General features: G+C 63.2%; 14 protein-coding genes, 3 tRNA genes and 1 other RNA gene. 9 read left to right on the forward strand and 9 right to left on the reverse strand.

Annotation, left to right across the window (positions count from 1 at the left end; translation table 11 throughout):
• Positions 1–8: 8 nt before the first annotated feature.
• Together R2N11_RS08550 and R2N11_RS08555 are read right to left on the reverse strand one after the other, a co-directional pair.
• On the reverse strand, positions 9–356 hold the full coding sequence (locus R2N11_RS08550; protein WP_199027035.1) for a YbaB/EbfC family nucleoid-associated protein: 348 nt from the start codon (positions 354–356) through the stop codon (positions 9–11).
• A gap of 79 nt (positions 357–435) precedes the next feature.
• Entirely contained in the window at positions 436–2,646 is a 2,211-nt protein-coding gene (locus R2N11_RS08555) for a DNA polymerase III subunit gamma/tau (protein ID WP_316680798.1), read from the reverse strand.
• 126 nt (positions 2,647–2,772) lie between these two features.
• On the opposite strand from R2N11_RS08555, the gene ffs reads away from it, so the two are divergent.
• An RNA gene (gene ffs, locus R2N11_RS08560) (signal recognition particle sRNA small type) lies at positions 2,773–2,871 on the forward strand.
• A 53-nt stretch (positions 2,872–2,924) separates the two neighbouring features.
• On the opposite strand, the gene R2N11_RS08565 is transcribed toward ffs, so the two are convergent.
• Both R2N11_RS08565 and R2N11_RS08570 read right to left on the reverse strand, forming a co-directional pair.
• Positions 2,925–6,437 carry a UvrD-helicase domain-containing protein gene (locus tag R2N11_RS08565; RefSeq protein WP_316680799.1) on the reverse strand — a complete coding sequence of 1,171 codons (3,513 nt, stop codon included), beginning with the start codon at positions 6,435–6,437 and terminating at the stop codon, positions 2,925–2,927.
• Positions 6,434–9,280, reverse strand: coding sequence for a PD-(D/E)XK nuclease family protein (locus tag R2N11_RS08570; RefSeq protein WP_316680800.1), 2,847 nt, complete (start codon positions 9,278–9,280; stop codon positions 6,434–6,436). The genes R2N11_RS08565 and R2N11_RS08570 overlap by 4 nt, the downstream gene beginning before the upstream one ends.
• 202 nt (positions 9,281–9,482) lie before the next feature.
• Here R2N11_RS08570 and trxA point away from each other — a divergent pair, with 202 nt between their 5' ends.
• The 3 genes from trxA to R2N11_RS08585 all read left to right on the forward strand — a co-directional run bounded on the left by trxA (position 9,483) and on the right by R2N11_RS08585 (position 12,927).
• Positions 9,483–9,809: a thioredoxin TrxA gene (gene trxA / locus R2N11_RS08575; RefSeq protein WP_199027043.1), complete on the forward strand. Its 327-nt coding sequence runs from the start codon at positions 9,483–9,485 to the stop codon at positions 9,807–9,809.
• A gap of 195 nt (positions 9,810–10,004) precedes the next feature.
• Positions 10,005–11,267: a transcription termination factor Rho gene (gene rho, locus R2N11_RS08580; protein WP_199027045.1), complete on the forward strand. Its 1,263-nt coding sequence runs from the start codon at positions 10,005–10,007 to the stop codon at positions 11,265–11,267.
• A gap of 280 nt (positions 11,268–11,547) precedes the next feature.
• The gene (locus R2N11_RS08585) at positions 11,548–12,927 is read left to right on the forward strand and encodes a sigma-54 dependent transcriptional regulator (RefSeq protein WP_199027047.1); all 1,380 of its coding nucleotides are present in this window, start codon (positions 11,548–11,550) and stop codon (positions 12,925–12,927) included.
• A 218-nt stretch (positions 12,928–13,145) separates the two neighbouring features.
• On the opposite strand, the gene R2N11_RS08590 is transcribed toward R2N11_RS08585, so the two are convergent.
• Positions 13,146–13,985, reverse strand: coding sequence for a hypothetical protein (locus tag R2N11_RS08590; RefSeq protein WP_199027049.1), 840 nt, complete (start codon positions 13,983–13,985; stop codon positions 13,146–13,148).
• A 374-nt stretch (positions 13,986–14,359) separates the two neighbouring features.
• Here R2N11_RS08590 and R2N11_RS08595 point away from each other — a divergent pair, with 374 nt between their 5' ends.
• The 5 genes from R2N11_RS08595 to R2N11_RS08615 all read left to right on the forward strand — a co-directional run bounded on the left by R2N11_RS08595 (position 14,360) and on the right by R2N11_RS08615 (position 19,912).
• Complete coding sequence (locus R2N11_RS08595; RefSeq protein ID WP_199027051.1) at positions 14,360–15,028, forward strand: LuxR C-terminal-related transcriptional regulator; 669 nt, start codon at positions 14,360–14,362, stop codon at positions 15,026–15,028.
• A gap of 40 nt (positions 15,029–15,068) precedes the next feature.
• The gene (locus tag R2N11_RS08600; protein WP_199027056.1) at positions 15,069–15,935 is read left to right on the forward strand and encodes a M90 family metallopeptidase; all 867 of its coding nucleotides are present in this window, start codon (positions 15,069–15,071) and stop codon (positions 15,933–15,935) included.
• A gap of 391 nt (positions 15,936–16,326) precedes the next feature.
• Positions 16,327–16,587 carry a type B 50S ribosomal protein L31 gene (locus tag R2N11_RS08605; RefSeq protein ID WP_021194158.1) on the forward strand — a complete coding sequence of 87 codons (261 nt, stop codon included), beginning with the start codon at positions 16,327–16,329 and terminating at the stop codon, positions 16,585–16,587.
• Between the two features lie 169 nt (positions 16,588–16,756).
• Positions 16,757–18,547 (forward strand): ArnT family glycosyltransferase, encoded by a 1,791-nt coding sequence (locus R2N11_RS08610; protein WP_316680801.1) that lies wholly within the window; start codon positions 16,757–16,759, stop codon positions 18,545–18,547.
• Positions 18,548–18,565: 18 nt separating this feature from the next.
• A complete protein-coding gene (locus tag R2N11_RS08615) occupies positions 18,566–19,912 on the forward strand; it encodes an MATE family efflux transporter (RefSeq protein ID WP_199027058.1) in 1,347 nt (448 codons plus the stop codon).
• Between the two features lie 117 nt (positions 19,913–20,029).
• On the opposite strand, the gene R2N11_RS08620 is transcribed toward R2N11_RS08615, so the two are convergent.
• The 4 genes from R2N11_RS08620 to gltX form a co-directional block, all read right to left on the reverse strand.
• Positions 20,030–20,106: transfer RNA gene (locus tag R2N11_RS08620), tRNA-Asp, on the reverse strand.
• Positions 20,107–20,170: 64 nt separating this feature from the next.
• Positions 20,171–20,246, reverse strand: a tRNA-Glu gene (locus tag R2N11_RS08625).
• Positions 20,247–20,364: 118 nt separating this feature from the next.
• Positions 20,365–20,440, reverse strand: a tRNA-Ala gene (locus R2N11_RS08630).
• A 129-nt stretch (positions 20,441–20,569) separates the two neighbouring features.
• Positions 20,570–21,967 carry a glutamate--tRNA ligase gene (gltX, locus tag R2N11_RS08635; protein ID WP_199027059.1) on the reverse strand — a complete coding sequence of 466 codons (1,398 nt, stop codon included), beginning with the start codon at positions 21,965–21,967 and terminating at the stop codon, positions 20,570–20,572.
• Positions 21,968–21,992 lie beyond the last annotated feature (25 nt).

Genomic DNA, 21,992 nt, shown 5'->3' on the forward strand with positions numbered 1-21,992 from the left:
GTGTGGCCTTAGAACGGCAGCTTGAAGCCCGGCGGCAGCATGCTTGCCATGCCACCCAAACCCGACGTCAGTGAGCCCATCTTCTCTTGCGTGGTCGCCTCGGCTTTGCGTACGGCGTCGTTGAATGCGGCGGCAACCAGGTCTTCCAGCAACTCCTTGTCTTCGCCTTCGGCCACCAGGCTCGGGTCAATCGACACGCGCTTCACGTCGTTCTTGCAGGTCATCACCACCTTCACGAGGCCAGCGCCAGACACGCCTTCCACCTCGATCTGGGCGAGTTGTTCCTGCGCCTTCTTCATGTTTTCCTGCATCTGCTGGGCTTGCTTCATCAGCCCGGCGATCTGGCCTTTCATCATGGTTGTTGCTCCTTGCAATGGGTCATACGAGGCGCGCCGCTTGATTGAGCGCGCCAGTGTTCAATTTGGGAATGCGTGCTCAGTGTGCGTGCGGCTGGATCGAACCCGGGACAACCTGTGCGGCAAAGTCACGCACCAGCGCCTGTACAAACGGGTTGGACGCAATGGCGTCTTCAGCATCACGCTGGCGTTGGGCACGTAGCTCCGCATCGGCAGCAGCGGCTGTCGTACGTGCAGCACCGATGTCGCATGCCACGCGTATGGACGTGCCGAAGTGCTCCGTCAGTGCAGCCTCCAGCCGCTCCACGACACCGGCTTCGGTCAATGCTGGCAGTGGTACGCGCAAACGCACGGTGACGCCCTCCACTGCCACCAGTTCGCTCTGGTGCGCAAGCTGCTGGGCCAGACCACGTATCGGCAGGCCTGCCGCGAGCTTGGGCCAATCCCCATCAAACGTGGTGAGGCTGCTTGCACTCAGGTCGGGCGGCGTGGCGGCAGCTACGAGCTCCGGCGCAACAGGCTTGGCTTGCACCGGGACCGGTGGGGCGGCGGGTGATTCGACCGGCGCAGAACGCGCAACGGGCGCAGAAGCATCAGGACGCGCACTCGAAGCCGAATCCCAGCCCGCGAACGCAGCATTGATCTCTTCCAGCGACGGCGAGGCAAACTCGCCGGGCATTTCATCCCACGGCGGCGGGCCATCGTCGGGCGAAGCCGCCGATGCAGCCTGCGGCCCACGGCGCGGCGGTGGCGACGCAGGTGCAGCCACTGGATTCGGGCGCGGCCCCGCGGCGGCAACAGGACGCGCGACTGGCGCTGGCGCAGGAACAGCCACTGGCGTAGCGGCTGGTGCTGAAGCGCCGCCACGACCACGGCTCGATGCCTGACGAGCAGCAGCCAATGCCTCCATGGCCGGCGAACGGCGCGCTGGCGCACTGACGGACGCTGGGACTGGCGTTTCAACCGCTGCCGCTGATGCCGGCGCCGGCGGAGTAACTTGATACGTTGCGCGCGGCGCCTCAACCACCGGCTCCGGACGCGCCGCAGGCGTCGTCTGCGCGACCGGCGCCACCGCGGGTGCACTCGCCGCCATGGTCGGACGCGGGGATGCAGCCGGCACGCCCGCCGACGGCGATGACACGATCCGCTTACCGCCACCACCCGAGGGCGGCGTCGCATCCCCACCCGACTGCCCAGGCTGGAACGCCAGCATGCGCAGCAACGTCATCGTAAAGCCAGCGTATTCGTCGGGCGCCAGGGCCAGCTCATTGCGGCCAAGGTTGGCGAACTGATAGAACAGTTGCACCGACTGCGCGTCGAAGCGCTCAGCCAGTCGGCGTACATCATCCGCTTCGGGCCAATCGTCCTGCACGGCGGCCGGCACGACTTGCGCCAGTGCAATCTTCTGAAGCAACGACGCCAGATCCTGCAGCGCACCCGAGAAGCTCAGGCTGCGCCCCGCCATCTCGTCAGCAATCTCGATGAGCCCCGCGCCGCTCTCGTCGGCCAGCGCATCAAGCAGGCGCACGAGGTAGCTTTGGTCAATCGCACCAAGCATGCCGCGCACCGCAGCTTCGCTCACCTCGCCAGCACTGTAGGCGATGGCCTGGTCCGTGAGCGACAGCGCATCGCGCATCGAACCCTGCGCGGCGGCAGCCAGCAGGCGCAGTGCATTCACTTCGTGGGCGACGTGCTCTTCACCGAGGATGCGCTCCAGGTGCGACACGATGTGCCCCGGCGGCATCTGCTTGAGGTTGAACTGCAGGCAGCGCGACAGCACCGTCACCGGAATCTTCTGCGGATCAGTGGTCGCGAGAATGAACTTGACGTGCTCGGGCGGCTCTTCCAGCGTCTTCAGCATCGCGTTGAAGGCGTGGTTGGTCAGCATGTGCACTTCGTCGATCATGTAGACCTTGAAGCGGCCGACTGTCGGCGCATAGACCGCGCGGTCGAGCAGTTGGGCCATCTCGTCGACACCGCGATTGGACGCCGCATCCATCTCGATGTAATCGACAAAACGCCCGGCATCGATCTCAGTACAGGCACGGCACACGCCGCACGGCTGCGCGGTGATACCGCCCTGCCCGTCTGCACCGACGCAGTTGAGCGATTTGGCGAGAATGCGCGACAGCGTGGTCTTGCCAACACCGCGCGTCCCCGTGAAGAGATAAGCATGGTGCAGACGCTGCTGTTCGAGCGCATGCGTGAGCGCGCGCACCACATGCTCCTGACCGACGAGCGTGGTGAAATCGCGAGGGCGCCACTTGCGGGCGAGCACTTGATAACTCATGCGGCGGATTGTAGCAAAGCGAGGTGGATTTCCGACGGGCTTTCCAAGGGTTCGAACATGGTGCGCGCCGAGTGAATTGCAAGGATATTCCGGTGAGGATGCGCGAGTCGGTTACAATGCCGGTCGGACGGGCCTCCTCGCATGGTGGCGCGGTCAACCTGGTCAGGTCGGGAACGAAGCAGCCACAGCCGTTTTCCGCCAGTGCCGAGGGTCAGGCTCGTCCCCCTTCTCTTTTCCCTTCTGCATTGCCCCTCCCCTGTTTGCTTGTGTCGCCCGCGTCAGAACAGCGCGCCTTGGCTATCGTCATGTGACGACTTTGCCGGCTTGGGCAGCGATTCCAGATCGATCCATTCCCCCTGCGCGGTTGCTACACCAGCGCGCACCGTGCGGCCCGGGTACATCGGTGTGACGGCGGCCACATAGCCGCGCAACTGGTCGGCATAGGCAGCACGCTCGACCGGCAAGAGACGCAGCTTGTAGTCCACCACGAGGATGTCATCACCGCGCTCGATCAGGCGGTCGATGCGCAGCAGAGCACCGTCGGGGCTGAAGAGTTCGATTTCATTGTGGGCGACATCGAAGTGCGCGGGATCGAATACGTGTGACAGGGCTTTGGCGGCCAGCATGCGGCGCACGGCTTCAGCAGCGCGGGCGGCATCGGTTTCGGTCACACCGGTCGAGCCAAACCAGCGCGCGATGGTTGCCGCGTCCGGTACCTGTTCGGGTATGCCGCGGCGCGTCAGGCGCTCCAGTACGGCGTGCAGCAGTTCGCCCTGCGCGACAGCGCCCTGATCGAACACAGGATCGGCAGCACCTTCTGCCTGTGCCATGGCAGCGCCGACGCGCACCGTTACCGTAAGGGGTGCGCGGAAATCGTGGTACGAGACGACCTCGGCCTCAGCAGCGAAGACATCCGTACTAGCGGCAGCCTCAAGCACCGGCGCGGGTGAAGCAACACCCGCCGTTGCCAGCAATGTGTACCAGCTTGCGTCGCCATCCACCTCCGGCACGTCACCTTCGTCGGTCGCCTGTGCGGCAGATGCGTCGCGCTTATTGGCCACGCCGGAGACGATCAGCGCCTGCCGTGCGCGCGTCATTGCCACGTACAGCAAATTCCAGTTCTCGCGCGCGGCAAGGTCGTCTTCCTGCTTGAACAGCGGATCGCGTGCACGGCCGCGTTCAGCCGTCTTGCCAAAGGCGGAGAAATGCGCGGGCGCTTCGGCTCCTGGCGGCCAGTCGATCAGGATGCCGGCACTGTCGGCGCGCGTGTCGCTATGGTGGGTGTCGAGCAGCACCACGAACGGTGCCTCCAACCCCTTCGATGCGTGCACGGTCAGAATCTGCGCGACGTCCAGACCTTCGCTTGCAAGTTCGGCGTCGATGGCGTCAGGCGTCTCTGCAGCATCGCTCTGCATACCTTCGTCGGGGCTTTCGTCTTCATCGCCCTGGCGGATGGCACGCAGTTCGGCCATGAACTTGGGCAGGCTCGGGTAGCGACCGCCGTCCAGGTCGAGCGCGAGCTTGAGGAACGCATCCAGGTTGGCGAGCACCTGCTCGCAATTGGCGGCGGGGGCGCATTCGGCGTAGCGGCGTTTAAGCTCGCCGGTGTAGACGATGTGGTCGAGCAGATCGTGCACCGGCAACGTGGGCGCCACTGCCAGCCAGCGTGACAGCATACGATGCGCGTGCCTCAACGCTGGGGCGGTCTCGGCTTGCTGTGCCAGCACGCTCAGGCGCTCCCACCACGTACCGTCGGCGGACTGCGCGAGCAGGATCAAGTCTTGGTCGGTTGCCGCAAAGATCGGACTTCGCAACACGTGCGCGAGCGACAGATCGGCTTGCGGCGTCATCAAGAAGTCCAGCAGCGCACACAGATCCAGCGCTTCAAGCGTTGCCAGCAGGCCGCCCCTGCGCGGGCTCACATACGGCACACCGCCATCGCGCAGCGCCCGTTCATAGTCGGCCAGATAGCGCTTGCGGCGAACGAGCAGTTGGAAATCGCTCCAGCGCACGGGGCGTTCGATGCCGTTCTCGCGGATGCGCTCTCCAGCGTGCAGCGCGCGCAGGCATGCGGCCACCTGCCGGCCTTCGTCGTAGCGTTGGGAGTCACCAGCCTCTTCGCGTGGTTCGGTGAGCGTGTCGCGTGGTGCGGCCCCATCGACTTCTGCCGCTTCAGGCACGGGCACCAGCGGCAGCAGCAACGCCTGCCCGATGGGCGCGCTGACTGCCGTGCTTTGCTCCGCATAGATTGGATAGTCACCGCGCGCGCGCGCCTGCAGGAACACGGCGTTCACCCACTCCAGCACAGCCGGAGCATTGCGGCGCGTCCGATTGGTGCGCAACACGGTGGCGCTGAAATCCGCTACGAGCATCTCGCACGCAGCATCGAACAGGCGCGCATCCGCGCGGCGAAAGCGATAGATCGATTGCTTCGGATCCCCCACCAGGAACACGCTCGGTTGCGTGCCCGTACCCGCATAGCCGGCGAGCCAGCCTTGCAGAATGCGCCACTGCATCGGATTCGTATCCTGAAACTCGTCGAGCAGCAGATGCTTGTAGCGCGCGTCGAGCCGCACCTGCAGGTAGGCTGCCGTGTCCTCGTCCTGCATCAGGCGGGCGGCCTCCCATTCCAGGTCGGTGAAGTCCATCGCACGTGCCTGACGCTTGTAGGCTTGATAGCGATCGATGAGTGCATCGCCCAAGGTGAACAGCGCGGCATTGACGGCGCGCACATGCGTTTCCTGGCGACGTGCCTGATAGACAGTCAGCGCCTCACACACGGTGGCATGCAGGGCAACCAAGGTGAGCGCCTGCCCGTCGCCAATCGCCTTGATGAGCGCCTTGGTCGGCTTGCAGGCGCGCGCCTTGCCAGCTTGCGTGTGGAACGCGCCAAACAGATCGTCGAAGACCCGCCTGCGCGCAGATTCGTCCGACACATCAATCGAACGCGCAGACGTGGCCGCCGTTTCAATCTGCGTCGCACGCTTGCTTTCGGCAGCACCGCCCTGCCCCAGCCAACCGGATATGCGCAGCATGTCGGCCAGCAAGTTTTGGTTTTGCAGCGCCTCGACCAGCGGATCGGTATGTGCATCGTCGCCAAGCAAATCATCGAGCGGGTTCAGCGGATGCTCGCCAGCTTGCGCCTTGTAGGCCCACCAGTCGCTGCGCTGATGGAACATGGCGTCAAGCAATCGACCCGCCTGAAAGTCACCCACCAAGTCCGCAAGCGTTTCGTACACAGCGCGCAACTCGGCGTGATCTTCCGCCAGCAGGCCACGCCAGAACGGCGCCCAGGCTTCGCGGCGCAGCCGCCCGGCATCCTCGCGCAGCGACGCCCCCTGCGGCACGCCAGATGACAGCGGCGCCCCGCGCAGCAACGAACCGAACCAACCGTGGAACGTGTCGATCGCCATTCGCTGCGGCGACTCCAGCACGCGCGCATACAACCCGCGTGCCACATCGATCAGCGCCGGAGCATCGCGCTCGTCGACCGTGCGGGCGATCAGCTCACGCACAACGCCTTCGTCGTCCGCGCTCGCCAGTTGCGCAAGGATGTCCAGCAAGCGCTGACGCATCTCTTCGGCCGCCTTGCGCGTGAAGGTGATGGCAAGGATGTCCGATGGCGCTGCACCGGCCAGCAGCAAGCGCAGCATGCGCGTAACCAGCAGCCACGTCTTGCCGCTACCCGCACAGGCCTCCACCACGACCGAGCGCAGCGGGTCACACGCAGCACGCGAGAAATCTTCGGGCGTGACCGGGGCGCCATCGCGCTCGTAGGCGAAGTCACTCATGCCTGCCCCTTCACCGGTTCACTTGGCGCGCCTGTGGTCCAGTACCCCTTGCGGCACAGGCCACGCGCTGCACAATAGCGGCACGCCGATTCGTCGCCAAAGGCCGGCAACGGCGCGCCAGCCGCCAGGGCGGTCATGTCTTTCTCCATTTGTTCGAGCAGCCAATCCACCACTTGCTTGAAGTCCGGCAACGCGACGTCGCGTTTATCACCGCGCGCTTCGCCGTCGAGCGAGACCCAACCGCCCGCATCAGCACGCGCATCGAGCACTCCGTAGAAGGGCAACTGGCAATCTTCGAACGGTGTCTTGGCGCGCCGCACCAGCACCATGGGCGATTGCGTCTTGTAGTCCAGCACCGCTACGCCGTGTTCGCGATGCACGTCGATGCGGTCTATGCGGCCGCGCAGGCGCAGCGGACGCTCATCCGGTAACGTGATCGACGTATCGACATCGACCTCACCCGCTTCAAAGTGCCAGCCCTCCGCCTCGCGCGCGGCCTGCCACGCCAGGTACGACGGCATCACGGCCTGCCAGCGGCGATAGAAGCGCAACGCGTTGCCGTCCTCGGCCAACATCGGGCCGAATTGCTCGTCGGTGATGGTCTGCAGCAGCGCCCCGCGATCAACCGAGTCGTGCATCGGCGCGTCCAGCAAGTGCCGATGAAAGCGGTGCAGGATCGCGTGCAGGACCTCGCCGACGTCGCGCTTCTCCAACTCGTCGGACACCTCTTCCAGCTCACCCAGCTTCAGCATGCGGCCGACGAAGAATTGGTACGGGCAGCGGCGCAGGCTGTTGTAAGCCGCGGCACTGAGTGTGGACGGCACCAGCGCGGGTGCGGCCGGCGCGGGCATATCGGTTGGCTGACGATGGGTCTGCAGGTTCGGTAGAACGACAGGCATGTCGATCCGCACACCTGCCACGGCCAGCCGTCGCTGCAAACGCTCAAGCCAACCGGAGAGGCGGTTGGGTTCTCCGCGCCCCCCGTGGCGCTGCCAGGTGAGCACAACTTCGGGCTGATTGAGCAGCACCTCCGCCAAGTCACGCGCCTGCTGAGCGAAACGTTGTGCGCGGTCCGGCAAGCCCAGCTCGCGACGCACATCGTTTGAGAAGAACAGCCATTCCGGCTGCGCGGATGGCAATTGCGCGTCGTCGCAACCGACCACCACCACGCCGTCGAAACGCCGCATGCGGGCACCGTTCAGCGGCAGGATGACGACACGCCGGTCCGCCGGTGGTGCGGGCTCGCTGAAGACAGCGGATTCGAGCAGCATCGACAGCAGCGCGCGCCATTCCGTGAGTGAGAAGCGCGCAACGGCATCCGTACTGCCATGTACGGACGCACGCAGCCGGTCAATCCAGTCGAGCAGCTGGCGCCCCGCATCATCGTTCTGCAAACCAGTGCGCATGTGCAGGCGGTCAAGCGTGCCAGCCAGCAGCGTGACCCACGCTTCGAGCGTGGCGTTGCCAGCGCGGCGCCACAGCGCAGCTTCGTCTGCCAGCAGGCCCAGGCGGTCAGCCAAGCGACTGACCTGCGGCTCGCCACTGGCCTCTTCGGCAGGGCGATCGGCCACCAGGCGGCGCAGACGCCCCCATCCACCCGACACGTTGTGCCTGCGGATGCGGCGCTCCAGCTCTGCAACCCAAACAGGCGTGGCGGTGCCGACATCTGAGTCGCGCAAACAGAACGGGCTCTTGATGAGGTCAAGCAACGCAGCGGTATCGCCGTCACCCTGCACAACATCCACCCAGCGCATCAGCGCGGCGGCGGCGCGTGTTGTGGAAAGTTTCCAGCCGGTTTCATCGCGCACGGGCACATTCACGCGCGCCAACAACGCCCGCACACGCCGCGCGACGATGCGGTCCTGCGCCACCAGCGCCAGCGAGCGCCGCCCCGCATTCAGCCAATCGACCAGCGTGTGCGCAGCAAAGGCAGCCTCATCCTCAAACCGCGCCGCGCCGGCGATGCGTAGGACAGGCGCGGGAAGCCCAGCGTCGGAATCCTCGTGCGCCGCCTGTGCCGGCGTGGCGCACTCGGGCCAGGCATGCAGCAGCAGATCGCGAAAATCGGCATGCGTGGCCGGACTGCCGGATGACACCACCTCGGGCGCGTTCCAGTCGTAACCAATCGCCAGCACGGGCACGCGTTCAGCTGCGCGCTGAAGGAAATCAAGATCAACGGCTTCAGGGTCGGTCGGACTCATCCAGACCATCGGCCCCTGCAATGCCTCCAGCAGACGCTGCATGGCATGCAGCCGCACCGGAATGGGGTCAGCCGCACCCGACAGCAACCGCCAGAACGTCAGAACGATGCGCGATTCCGTGCCAAGAAAGCGCTCGGACAACTGTGCGTACGTGCGCTCCAGCGCTTCGGCCAGCGCCGCTTCCAGCGCATCGGGGCGCTCTTGCGCATCGCTGTCGGCCGCATCCAGCGTGAGCCACCGCTGCGACAGCTCGTCTGACACGGTGACCATCACCTGCGCCACCCCCCACAGCGCCGCATCGTCCTGGGCACCGAGCGCTTCGCGCAGCCACGCTTGCGTCTTGAGCGCCTGCTGCACAGCAAGCAACCGCGAGAGCGTGGTACGTGCAGCAGGGAAACCCGGCTCTGGTGGCAGATCAAGCAGCCAGTGGCCAAGCGTCAGAATGCGCGGCAGCAGACGTGGCATGCCAGACGCCTGCGCACTGGCATGGAGGGCGCTGCGTACACCCGGGATTTGCGCGGCAGTCGGTACGACGACCGTACCGGCGCCGGACGATTGCGCGTGCGCGTCCAGGAAGCGCCACGTCGCATCGGCAGCGCGTGAGAGAAATGCTGGACCGGGCGCAAAGGCAAGCGTCTGCATGCAGCGAGGGAAATGGGCGATGAACTGCGGCCGTGGCTATCAGCGTGATAGCGACAATCAACGGTTGAAAATGGGGGCGCCGGTACTATATCAGCAGCATCCGCGCTGGCAGTGGCCCCAATGCACGTCTGTCCGCGTAATCGTGTAATGTATGGGTTCGGCGCACGTCGCCAGCTTTTACGAAATAACAGAGGTTCCCGCCATGAGCGAACAGATCAAGTATGTGAGCGACGCGTCCTTCGAGGCCGACGTGCTCAAGTCCGACAAACCCGTGCTGGTCGATTTCTGGGCCGAATGGTGCGGTCCGTGCAAGATGATCGCCCCGATCCTGGACGAAGTCTCCAAGGACTACGGCGACAAGGTGCAGATCGCCAAGATCAACGTTGATGAAAATTCCGGTGTGCCGGCCAAGTTCGGCATTCGCGGCATCCCGACGCTGATCCTGTTCAAGAACGGCGCCGTCGCTGCGCAGAAGGTTGGCGCACTGTCCAAGTCGCAACTCACCGCGTTCCTGGATAGCCACCTGTAAGTCGTCGGTATTCGACTGCGGCGCGGAGTACATCTCGCCGCCCAGTTACAACGCTGGCAATCTTCCGCCTGGAAGCCCGCCAGCGTTGTGCTAAGATTGCACCGAATCTGTTTCCCCGAGCGTTCGCTCGACCTTTTCCCCCTCCCCCCGTTTCTCGTTTCGCTGCCCGTTCGGGCCCTTCCCATTCTTTCGTCTATGCATCTGACAGAACTGAAATCCCTGCACGTGTCCCAATTGCTGGAAATGGCGGGACAGCTGGAGATCGATAACGCCCAGCGCATGCGCAAACAGGAATTGATGTTTGCCATTCTGAAAAAGAAGGCGAAACAGGGGGAAACGATTTTCGGTGACGGCACGCTCGAAGTGCTGCCCGACGGTTTCGGTTTTCTGCGCTCGCCGGAGACCTCGTACCTGGCCAGCACCGACGACATCTACATCAGCCCGTCGCAAATCCGCCGTTTCAATCTGCACACCGGTGACACGATTGAAGGTGAAGTCCGCACGCCCAAAGACGGCGAGCGCTACTTTGCGCTGGTGAAGGTCGACAAGGTCAACACCCAGCCTCCTGAAGCGGTGAAGAACCGCATCATGTTCGAGAACCTGACGCCGCTGCACCCGAACAAGCCGCTCATACTCGAACGCGACATCAAGGCCGAAGAGAACATCACCGGCCGCATCATCGACATGATCGCCCCGATCGGCCGCGGCCAGCGCGCGCTGTTGGTGGCGTCGCCCAAATCCGGTAAGACCGTGATGCTGCAGCACATTGCACATGCCATCGCGACCAACCATCCGGAAGCCGAACTGTTCGTGCTGCTGATCGACGAGCGCCCGGAAGAAGTGACCGAAATGCAGCGCACCGTACGCGGCGAAGTGGTGGCCTCGACCTTCGATGAACCAGCGGTGCGCCACGTGCAGGTGGCCGAGATGGTCATCGAAAAGGCCAAGCGCCTGGTTGAGCTGAAGAAGGACGTGGTGATCGTGCTGGACTCGATCACGCGCCTGGCCCGCGCCTACAACACCGTGGTCCCGACCTCGGGCAAGGTGCTGACCGGTGGTGTGGACGCCAACGCGCTGCAACGCCCGAAGCGTTTCTTTGGTGCCGCACGTAACCTGGAAGAAGGTGGCTCGCTGACTATCATCGGTACGGCACTGATCGAAACCGGCAGCCGCATGGACGACGTGATCTACGAAGAATTCAAGGGCACCGGCAACATGGAAGTGCACCTCGAGCGTCGCCTGGCCGAGAAGCGCGTCTACCCTGCCATCAATCTGAACAAGTCGGGCACGCGCCGCGAAGAGCTGCTGATCAAGCCGGACATCCTGCAAAAGGTCTGGATCCTGCGCAAGTTCATCCACGACATGGATGAAGTCGAGGCGATGGAATTCCTGCTCGACAAGCTCAAGTCGACCAAGAACAACGCTGAATTCTTCGACATGATGCGACGCGGCAGCTAAGTCTCTCCTGACGTCTTTTGCACGTACCGAAAAGCGCACCCGAAACGGTGCGCTTTTTTATTGCCACATCAACAGCTTGATTGATCAGCGGATTTCCTCGTCAAAGTTGTGAAATTCGCTAGTTCATTTGCATTACAAGTGTGGCGCGCAACCGTTTGCTTCCATCGTCCTAAAACTGCATCGCAAAAGCGGAACCCGGCAACCATACTGCAAGCCTGCCTGGGCCGAGCCGCTGAATCCAGAGCAGGAGGGAATCACCAAAAATCGAACGGGGGAAACCATGCGCGAAGAGTCGCTGGAATGTACTGGTGCGTGCCGAACCGTCGTAGTCGCGTCACGTGCGGGGATGGGGGAGATCGACGAAACAATTCTGGGAGCTGACTGGCACGTTCGACGCGTAACGTCGATGCGCGAGCTCGGCAGCGCTATTCGTGACGGTGTGCCCAAGGCCGGATTGATCGATTTCAGCAGCGCTTTTTCTGCAGCCGATCTGGATCTGCTCGAGCGTTGCATGCAGGTGCCGCACGTGGGCTGGGTGGCCGCGCTGCCGCCTGCCATGCTGACCCATGAACGCGTGCGCCAGCTCGTGCGCGACTACTGCGTCGACTACGTGCAGATGCCGCTGCGCACCGATGAAACCGCATATTCCCTGCGTCATGCGTGGGGAATGGCGTCCCTCGCGCAAGAAGCAACGCCCGCCCCCAAGGGGAACAATGCCCGCATGCTGGGCGAATGCCCGGCCATGCACAACCTGCTCCGCGCCATCCGCAAGGTTGCGCAAAACAGCGCACCGGCCTTCATTGCCGGCGAATCCGGTACGGGTAAGGAGCTGACTGCGCAGGCCATCCACGAGGCCTCGGCACGTGCAAGCGGTCCATTCATTGCGATCAACTGCGGCGCGATACCGCCCCACCTGATTCAGTCCGAACTGTTCGGCTACGAGAAAGGCGCCTTCACCGGCGCGCATCAGCGCCATATCGGCTGGGTCGAGCATGCCAATGGTGGCACGCTGTTCCTCGATGAAATCGGCGATCTCCCGCTGGAAAGCCAAGTGAGCCTGCTGCGCTTCTTGCAACAAGGCACGATCACTCGGCTGGGCGGGCATCAGGCGATTCCACTGGACCTGCGCATCATCTCGGCGACACACGTCGACCTGGAGGCCGCCCAGCACCACGGCGGTTTCCGCACCGACCTCTTTCACCGGCTGTGTGTGCTGACGCTGTCGGTGCCGCCGCTGCGTGAACGCGGCAGCGACATCGTGCTGCTGGCAGAACACATCCTCGCCCAGCATGCGAGCGAGGCCTCGCACCGCATCCGCGGTTTCACGCCGTGCGCGCTGCACGCGATGATGCATTACCCGTGGCCTGGCAACGTGCGCGAACTCATCAACCGCGTGCGCCGTGCACTGGTGATGACGGACAATCGCAAGATCTCCGCCGCTGACCTCCATCTGGAAGGCTACGCGTCGGTATCGGGCCAGACGCTGGAAGAAGCGCGTGAAGGTGCCGAGTCCGATGCCATCCGCACGGCCATCGCCCGCAACGGCTTCCATATGGGCATGACGGCGCGCGAGCTGGCGGTATCCCGCGTAACGCTGTACCGGCTGATGCAGAAGCACGGCATCCGCGCGGAACATCCGTTGCATCCTGCCTCGGCCTGATCCCATCGCCTGCCACTCCTTACTGTCTCGGGGCGTAGCCTGCGTGCTGCGCCCCGATTGTTTTAAGCATTCGCCCAATGCAGTACGTTGCGTGACAGGCAATACCGTCTCGAAGCCTGTCGAGCAACACAGCCCTGGTCACCGTATGAGTGGTGGCGCCAGGGCTGCAAAAGCAGTCGGATTGGCTTGCATGTCGATCTCCTCTCCCTGAATTGCCGTTATAAAAAAGTGCCCGCCGGGGGACGGAGCACGAAAGCGTTGGACGTGACACGCCCCGTCTGCGCCACCACGTCCGGCAGGGGACTGCCGGCGGGTGGTTCAATCTGGTGACACTGCGTGAATGCAATCGATGTTCCGCGCCAACAAGCACGTTGCGGTAACGCTACGCTTGCAACACACATTGCCCGTGCCCCGGGCCACGCCAGCCGATGCACGGCAGCACACCCGCCTGCACCCAAAGCGTCGGCTTCGTCACAGATGTCATCAACCCGGACACCTCCTGACCGTGCCGCGGCCGTGCAAATCAACATGAAAGCGACTCTCTGATGGCTCAACAGCGCGGCTTTCAACACTGTCCCCAAATATGGGCGATAGCACCGCGTGGGCTTGCCTGGAACGACTGCACCTGCGATGGCCGACATGGCCTGCCGGCACACACTGTGAAGATTTGCCTGATGGGCGTTGAGCATGGCACCGACCTGCCACCCAACCCCCACTTTCGGGGGGATTGCACCCTGCCCCCCGCACGATGGATTGTTAAGCCACGCATGCGACGTACTCAGTTCACCGTCGGAGAGCACCGACATGGCAGGGCCGCTGGACAGATCGAATGCGCGGGTGGGATAAGGACCGAGCGCGGTTCGCACCGACAACGTATCGGTAGGAACGCCTCGATCGGCGATACGCAGCGCGAATGTGCGCTGTCGGATGATGTCGCCGTCTTCTGCGAGCGCCGGCACCATGACGACCATGGCCGCATGACTCGCGACCATTCCGGTCATATCGATCGTCCACCAGAGCGGCAAACGTCGAGCACGGCGCTGCGCGGACATTGGCATGGCTCGCTCCTCCCCGTGACAGTAGAGCGACATCCGTGCCAAGACGATTAAAGCTTTGTTTTTACGGGATATTCAGCGCATGGAAGACGAATCGCCCCGATCAGGCGCGCGTTTTTGTGTCATGGCCGAAACAGCCACTGCCGCAAAGCTCGGCCTGAGGGTCGAACCGCGTCTCCTGAGTGAATTGCGCGCCCTGGCGAACACTGGTCTACAGTAGCCTGAGCGCGTCAACAAGGTTCCCGAGGCATGGCCGTGCCGTCTGTCATTTTCGCGAGACGCCACTAAAATGATTCGGAACGGGGGTCTGCTCCGGCCTGCTTCTCGCTTGGGGCGACAAGGATGTTCGCAAGATCGGTAACAGGTCGAGAACAACGATGAACACTGTTTTGATCGAAGCCCATCCGTTGGTGCGTACGGGCATTGCGCACCTGCTGCGGACGCTCAAGGGCGTCACTGGCGTCACCGTCGTCGAGCCGGACGACGGCATGTTTGACGCCATTGAAACCAATGCCGACGCGGGTCTTCTGGTGATTGGCCTGCCGCTTCCGCATCTGGACGAGCTCTCGGCCATCGGCGAGATCATGCACCGGCCACACGCACGCCACGTGGTCGTGCTGGCCGAATCTGAATCCCCCGACATCATCCGCACGCTCATGCAGATGGGCTTGTCGGGCTATACGCTCAAGCATTCGCCCGGCGAGGTCATTGCGGCCTCACTGGAACTGGTGCTGGTGGGCGGGCAGTACATCCCGGCCAGCGCGCTGCTGCCGGAGTCCCGCCTGGACGGCGCACCCAATCCCGCGCTTGTCGGTGATCCGCAAACCGATCCCAAGCTGCTCGGCATTACGCCGCGCCAGTACGAGATTCTGGTGCTGCTGTCGCGCGGGCACCCGGTCAAGACCATCAGCCGCATGCTGAACATCTCCGAGGCCACCGCCAAGGCCCATATCAGCACGCTGTACCGGCGCCTGAAAGTCCGCAGCCGCACCGAGGCCGTCTACGTCGCCAATCAGCGCGGCGCGCGGTTGCTCTCCGTAGCCTGATCCCACCAAGAACGAAAGCGCGCGTCGATATACTGGGCGCATGCTTTCGTCCGTCTTCCGCTGGTTTTCCGGCCGCGCGCGTTCGCGGCGCCTGGCGCGTTACGCCATCTCCGATACGCATTGGTCGCGCGCGCTCGCTGGCCTGCCCTTTCTACTGGATTGGCCCGAGTCCGACCTCGCACGCCTGCGTGAAACGGCCACGCTCTTCATCGCCGAGAAGGAATTCACCACCGCGCACGATCTGCCGCTCACCGACGAGATGGTGATCAGCATCGCCATACAGGCCAGCGTGCCGATCCTGGCGCTTGGCATCACGTGGTATCGCGGCTGGCGCGGCGTGGTCATCTACCCTGGCGAGTTCGTCATCCGCAAGGAGGTGATGGACGAAGACGGCGTCGTACACAACGTGCGAGAAGAAGCCGCCGGCGAGGCGTGGGAGCACGGCCCGGTCATCCTTTCGTGGCAGGACATCGAGCTGGGCGGCGCGCTGGCTCAACCCGGCGCGCAGCCGTACAACGTGGTCATACACGAGTTTGCGCACAAGCTCGACATGCTCAACGGTGAGTCGGATGGCATTCCTGCGTTCTCCTCGCAGCTGCATGCCGGCATTGATCGCGAGCAATGGGCCGACGACCTCTACGCCGAATACGACGCGTTTGCAGACCGCTGCGAGCAGCTCCCGGAACATCGCTGGGATGCCGACCCGATTCTCTCGCTGCTTGATCCGTACGGCGCACAGCATCCGGCGGAGTTCTTCGCGGTGGCCTCCGAGGTGTTCTTTGTGGAGCCAGCCTCGCTGCTCGATACGCTGCCCACGCTGTACGCGTTGATGCAGGCGTTCTACCTGCAGGACCCGGCACGGCGCATGCTGCTTGCCGAGCAACGCCAGGAGGGTTTCCCGTCATGAGGGCATATCGCGACGTCACGTCGCATCGTTTCGATTCCTGCCACCGATACGCAGGCGCCCGCGAATATCCACACCTGGGCCCGAAATCTGAACACCTCGCTGCGTGTTGGAGACAGCAAAGCCCTCGATCTGGACGGACGCGGTACCCTCACAATCGAACGCCAAGGGCTACCTTGATCCGCCGATCGCTGAAAAGCGCCCGATACATCGCTTTTTGATGTTCCGCGACCACGGATTTTGCAGCCGGCGCGTTGCCCAAGCCCTTGTTTCTCTGGCATAATCGCCGTTTCTCCACCCGGCAAGTGATTCGACGGCTGGTCGCACGGTGCGGTTTCTCACCAAAGCACCTGTAGCGCGTCTCGAGTTGGCTACCTCTACACCAGGGCCCATCATGAAAGAAGGCATTCACCCGAATTACCGCGAAGTCGTGTTCCAGGACATGTCCAGCGACTTCAAGTTCGTCACCCGCTCGACGATCCAGACCAAGGAAACGATCACGCTGGACGGCAAGGAATACCCGCTGGCCAAGATCGAAGTTTCGTCCGAATCGCACCCGTTCTACACGGGCCAGCAGAAGGTTCTGGACACGGCCGGTCGCGTCGAGAAGTTCCGCAACAAGTTCGGCAGCAAGATCGGCAAGGCTGCCAAGTAATACCGGCGCCGGAGACGGCTCACCACATGACCCGTCTCACTGGTCAAAAAAAGGCAGCTGCGGCTGCCTTTTTTGTTTCTCGGCACAATGGCAGGCCGCTCTCCTGCCCCTTCTTACGATCTGCACGCCGCCGTGCAACCGCGGCCGGGCCCGCCCGGTCTGACACCCGATGAACACCACACGCGTCTCGCGCATCCGCCTGACTGCCGCCGCCACCCGTGAATTGCCGCGTTGGCTACTGCTCGCCATCTGCGTGATCTACGGCCTGTCGGGCCTGTTTTCGCGCGACCCGTGGAAGAACGAAGACGCCGCGGGTTTCGGTGCAATGTGGACGCTGGCTACAGGCAACAGCCAAGACTGGCTGATGCCAAACATCGTCGGCCGCCCGGTTGCGCAGGCTGGCCCACTGGTGTTCTGGATCGGCGGCGCGTTCATCCGCGTATTCGGCCAATGGTTTGGCCCGTCAGATGCATCGCGCCTGGCGACGGCACTCTTCTTCTTCGTCACCTGCGCCTGCATCTGGTATGGCGCTTACCTGCTCGGTCGCCGCGCCGAGGTCCAACCGTTCGAATTCGTCTTCGGTGGACAACCGAACTCGCGCGACTATGGCCGTACGCTGGCCGACGGCGCGCTGCTGATCTTCCTCGCCTGCGTGGGCCTGGCGCAGCGCGGCCACGAGACCACGCCACTGGTCGGCTCGTTGTGCTTCGTCGCAGTCACGGTGTATGGGTTGATCCGCGCGCTGGACAAGCCGATCCAAGGCAGCCTTACCTACGGTATCGGCGTCGGATGCCTGGCGCTTGCAGGCGGACCGATCTTGCCGCTGAGCATCACCGTCGCCGTGCTCGCCATCGCGCGGGCCACACGCGTGCTGCCGCTGCGCCCGTTGCTGACCGTGGCGCTGCCGGTGTCGGTTGTACTCGGCTGCTCGTGGCCGACCATGGCCTACCTGCTGGCCACCAACCCGAACGATGCCGTCACCTTTGTTCGGGAGTGGGCGCGCTTCGACCGCCACCAGTACGCCGGCCCAACCACGCATTCGCTTGGCTACATTGCGCGCAACCTGCCGCTGTTCGCCTGGCCGGTATGGCCGCTCGCCGCGTGGGCCTGGAAGAGCTGGGGCGGCATGCGCACGGCGCCGCATATTGCGCTGCCGCTGGCCGTGCTTGCCCCCCAGTTGTTGCTGCTGCTGTTGCAGCAACAACCGAGCGACGACGGCTTCCTGCTGCTGATCCCGCCGATGGCCGTGATGGCCACGTTTGCCCTGCCGACGCTCAAGCGGGGCGCCATCAGCGCAATCGATTGGTTTGCGCTGCTGGCCTTCACCGTTTTGGGCGGTACGGTGTGGTTGTTGTGGATCGCCAAGATGACAGGCTTCCCACCGCAACTCGCACGCAACGTGTATCGCATCGTGCCGGGCTATCGGCCGGAATTCAGTTGGACAGCGCTGGCTTGTGCGTTGTTGGTAACGGCTGCGTGGGTACTCATCGTCGTATGGCGCACGTCGCGCGCACCCAAGGCCATCTGGCGCGCGGTGGTGATCTCTGCGGCCGGCACAACGCTAATGTGGGTGTTGATGATGACGCTGTGGCTGCCCACCATCAACTATGCCAAGACCTACCGCGATGTCGCACAATCGGCCGCACTGGCGTTGCCGCGCACCTATACGTGCGTGCAGCCGATTCGCATGGGCGACGCGCAGCTCGCGTCGTTCGCCTACTTCGGCCACATCCGTTTCGGCAGCCCGGAAGACAACTGCGACATCCTCCTGCGTCACGACCCGTACGACTACGGGGCACCTTCGCGCGTCTCGAACTATGAGTGGAATCTGATCTGGGAGGGCCGCCGCCCTGCCGACCGCGATGAGCACTTCCGCATGTACCGCCTGACGGAAGCGGGCGCCGCAACGCACCCACCACCAACCCCATCTACTACGCGCCGGCGCAAGCTGCGCCAGTAACACCCATTGCAGCGCCCAATGTTCGCCACAGATGTCCGCCGTATTGCCGCGCTTGCTTGGCCGGTTCTGATTGGCCAACTGGCCGTCATCACTTTCGGTGTACTCGACACGGCGATGGCTGGGCGCGCATCGGCAGCAGACTTGGCAGCCATTGGGCTTGGCGGGTCGATCTATGTCACCGTCTACATCAGCCTGATGGGCGTGCTGCAGGCACTCTCGCCCATCGCAGGACAACTCTACGGCGCGCAGAAGCACGGCGAGATCGGCGAAGAAGTCCGCCAAGCCATCTGGCTCGGAGTGGCACTGGCAGCCATCGGCATGCTGCTCCTATGGTTTCCTGCCCCGCTGCTCCACCTGGCAAATGCATCGCCGGAACTGGCGGAGAAAGCAACCGCCTACCTGCGCTACGAAGCGCTGGCACTGCCTGCGGCGCTTGGCTTCCGGATCTACTCGGCGCTGAATAACGCGCTGTCTCGCCCTGTGATGGTGACAGTGCTGCAGCTCGGGGGCCTCGTGCTCAAGTTCCCGCTCAATGCACTGTTCCTATACGGTGGCATGGGCATTCCGGCAATGGGCGGCCCAGGCTGCGCACTGGCCTCCATGATCATCAGTTGGCTTTGGTTTGTCGCTGGTGCGGCCATCTTGATGCGCAATCCGGCCTACAAGCCGTTCGCGATTTTCACGCAGTTCTCGCCGCCAAATCGCACGCGGCTATGGGCATTGATTCGCCTGGGTGTACCGATGGGCTTCACCTACCTGATTGAGATCACCTCGTTCACGCTGATGGCGATCTTCATTGCGCGGCTGGGCACGGTGGTACTGGCCGGGCATCAGATTGCCGCCAACCTCGGGGCGGTGGCGTACATGGTGCCGCTGTCCCTATCGATTGCAACGTCCACGCTGGCAGCGCAGTCGATTGGCGCCCGCGATCGCGCGGCGGCTCGGCGTATCTCGTTGAACGGCATCAAGCTGGCGGTGATCTGTGCAGCGATTGTCGGCACCGCAGTACTCATCCTGCGACGGGATCTCGTCAGCCTGTACACGCATGACGCGGCAGTCCTGGCGATTGCGGTTCCGCTGCTGCCCTTCATCGCGTTCTACCAGATGTTCGATGCACTGCAGGTGATGGCTGCGTTCATTCTGCGCGCCTACAAGATCGCGCTGATCCCAACCGTCATCTACGCGCTCTCGTTGTGGGGCGTTGGCTTGGGTGGTGGCTATGTGCTCGGCTTCGGGCTTCTGGGGGACGGTGCTGCCGTACTGCGTGGCGCTGCGGGCTTCTGGGCAGCCAATGGCTTGAGCCTGATGGTGGCCGGCGCCCTGCTGGTTAGTTATTTCAATCGCGTCAGCCGCACTGCCGATTAAAGCCATGCATTAAACGACAGATTGCCTCCAGCTTTAAAAGCACGGAGTCAAGGCGAATACCGCAATTGAATGGGAAGCAGAAAAGAAAAAACCCGCTGCAAGCAGCGGGTTTTGATTTGGCGGAGCGGACGGGACTCGAACCCGCGACCCCCGGCGTGACAGGCCGGTATTCTAACCGACTGAACTACCGCTCCGTGTCGGTTGCAAAACCAGCTAGAGACTGGCTTTGCGAACGAGCTTCTGGTTAAGCTCTTGTTTTGGCGTCCCCTAGGGGATTCGAACCCCTGTACTCACCGTGAAAGGGTGATGTCCTAGGCCTCTAGACGAAGGGGACAGAAACTGTTTTGCAACGCTTTCTGTCTTACGCTGCGAAGTCCGCTATCATAACGCACTTCTTTGCGTTTTGGAAACTTCTTTTCAAATTTATTTTTGAATCGAATCTTCCGGCATTTTGGTGGAGCTAAGCGGGATCGAACCGCTGACCTCTTGCATGCCATGCAAGCGCTCTCCCAGCTGAGCTATAGCCCCAATCACTAACTGCACTTTACTGCTTGCTTCTTACTGCGTTTCGCTTCGTGTTGCAGCGAAAACAAGAGTATAGGGGAAGTGTTTAGCGCTTGGCAATACCCTTTCGCAAATTTTTTTGCGGCGCACCCATCACGCCGCCAGACGACGCAGAACGACGTCCCGGCCGAACAGCTCCAACACCGCATCGATCGACGGCGTCTGCAGTTGACCAGCCACCAGCAAGCGCACAGGCATCGCAAGCTTGGGCATCTTCCAGCCATGCGCGGCCAGCACTTCCTTTAAGGCGGCGCCGATAGCCTCGCGCTTCCACTCGGGCAGCGCGCTTAGCTTCTCGGCCAGCGCGGCAATGCCTGGGCGCACGTCGTCAGTCAGATGCTGCGCGGCCAGCTCCGGCTCAATGGTCAAATCGGTGCGATAGAACAGCAGCGCGGTCTGAGCGACTTCGCGTAGCGTGTTGGCGCGATCCTTCACCAGCGCAATCACATCTGCCAGAACGGGGCCACCATCAACCTTGCCACCCAGTTCTTCAATGAACGGCTTCACCAGATCAGCCAGACGCGCGTTGTCAGCCTGCTTGATGTAGTGGTTATTCAGCCAGGCGAGCTTCTCGGGGTTGTATTGCGCGGGAGATTTGCCCAGGTGCTCCAGGTCGAACCACTCGACAAACTGCTCACGCGAGAATATCTCGGCATCGCCGTGTGCCCAGCCCAGACGGGCGAGGTAGTTGACGATGGCTTCGGGCAGGTAGCCGGCGTCGCGGTAGCCGGTGACGCTCATGGCGCCGTGGCGCTTGCTCATCTTCTCGCCCTGCTCGTTGAGCACGGTTGGCAAGTGCGCATAGACCGGCGGCGTGCCGCCCAGCGCGCGCAGGATGTTGATCTGGCGCGGCGTGTTGTTGACGTGGTCGTCACCGCGGATCACGTGGGTGATCTGCATGTCCATGTCGTCGACGACCACGCAGAAGTTGTACGTGGGCGTGCCGTCCGGGCGCGCGATGACGAGGTCGTCCAGCTCTTCGTTGGAGATTTCGATTCGACCCTTGACGGCGTCGTCCCACACCACGCTGCCGCCGATGGGGTTCTTGAAGCGGATCACGGGTTGCACACCGGCCGGCGGCGTCGGCAGAACCTTGCCGGGCTCCGGGCGCCAGGTGCCGTCGTAGCGAGGCTTCTCGCCGCGCTCGCGCTGGGCTTCGCGCAGGGCGTCGAGCTCTTCCGTACTCATGTAGCACGGGTAGGCCAGTTCTTGCTGAACCATCTGCGCGACCACAGCGCGGTAACGGTCCATGCGCTGCATCTGATAGAACGGGCCTTCGTCGATGTCCATGTCCAGCCAGTCCATCGCTTCCAGGATCACGTCGACGGCTTCCTGGCTGGAGCGCTCGACATCGGTGTCTTCGATACGCAGGATGAAATCGCCTTTCATCTTGCGAGCGAAGGCCCACGGATAGAGAGCCGAGCGGATATTGCCGAGGTGGATAAAGCCGGTGGGGCTGGGGGCGAAACGGGTGCGGACGCGCTGAGTCATAGGAATGGCGAAATGAACAAGGCCG

Source organism: Ralstonia flaminis (assembly GCF_958415495.1).
Taxonomy (GTDB): domain Bacteria; phylum Pseudomonadota; class Gammaproteobacteria; order Burkholderiales; family Burkholderiaceae; genus Ralstonia; species Ralstonia flaminis.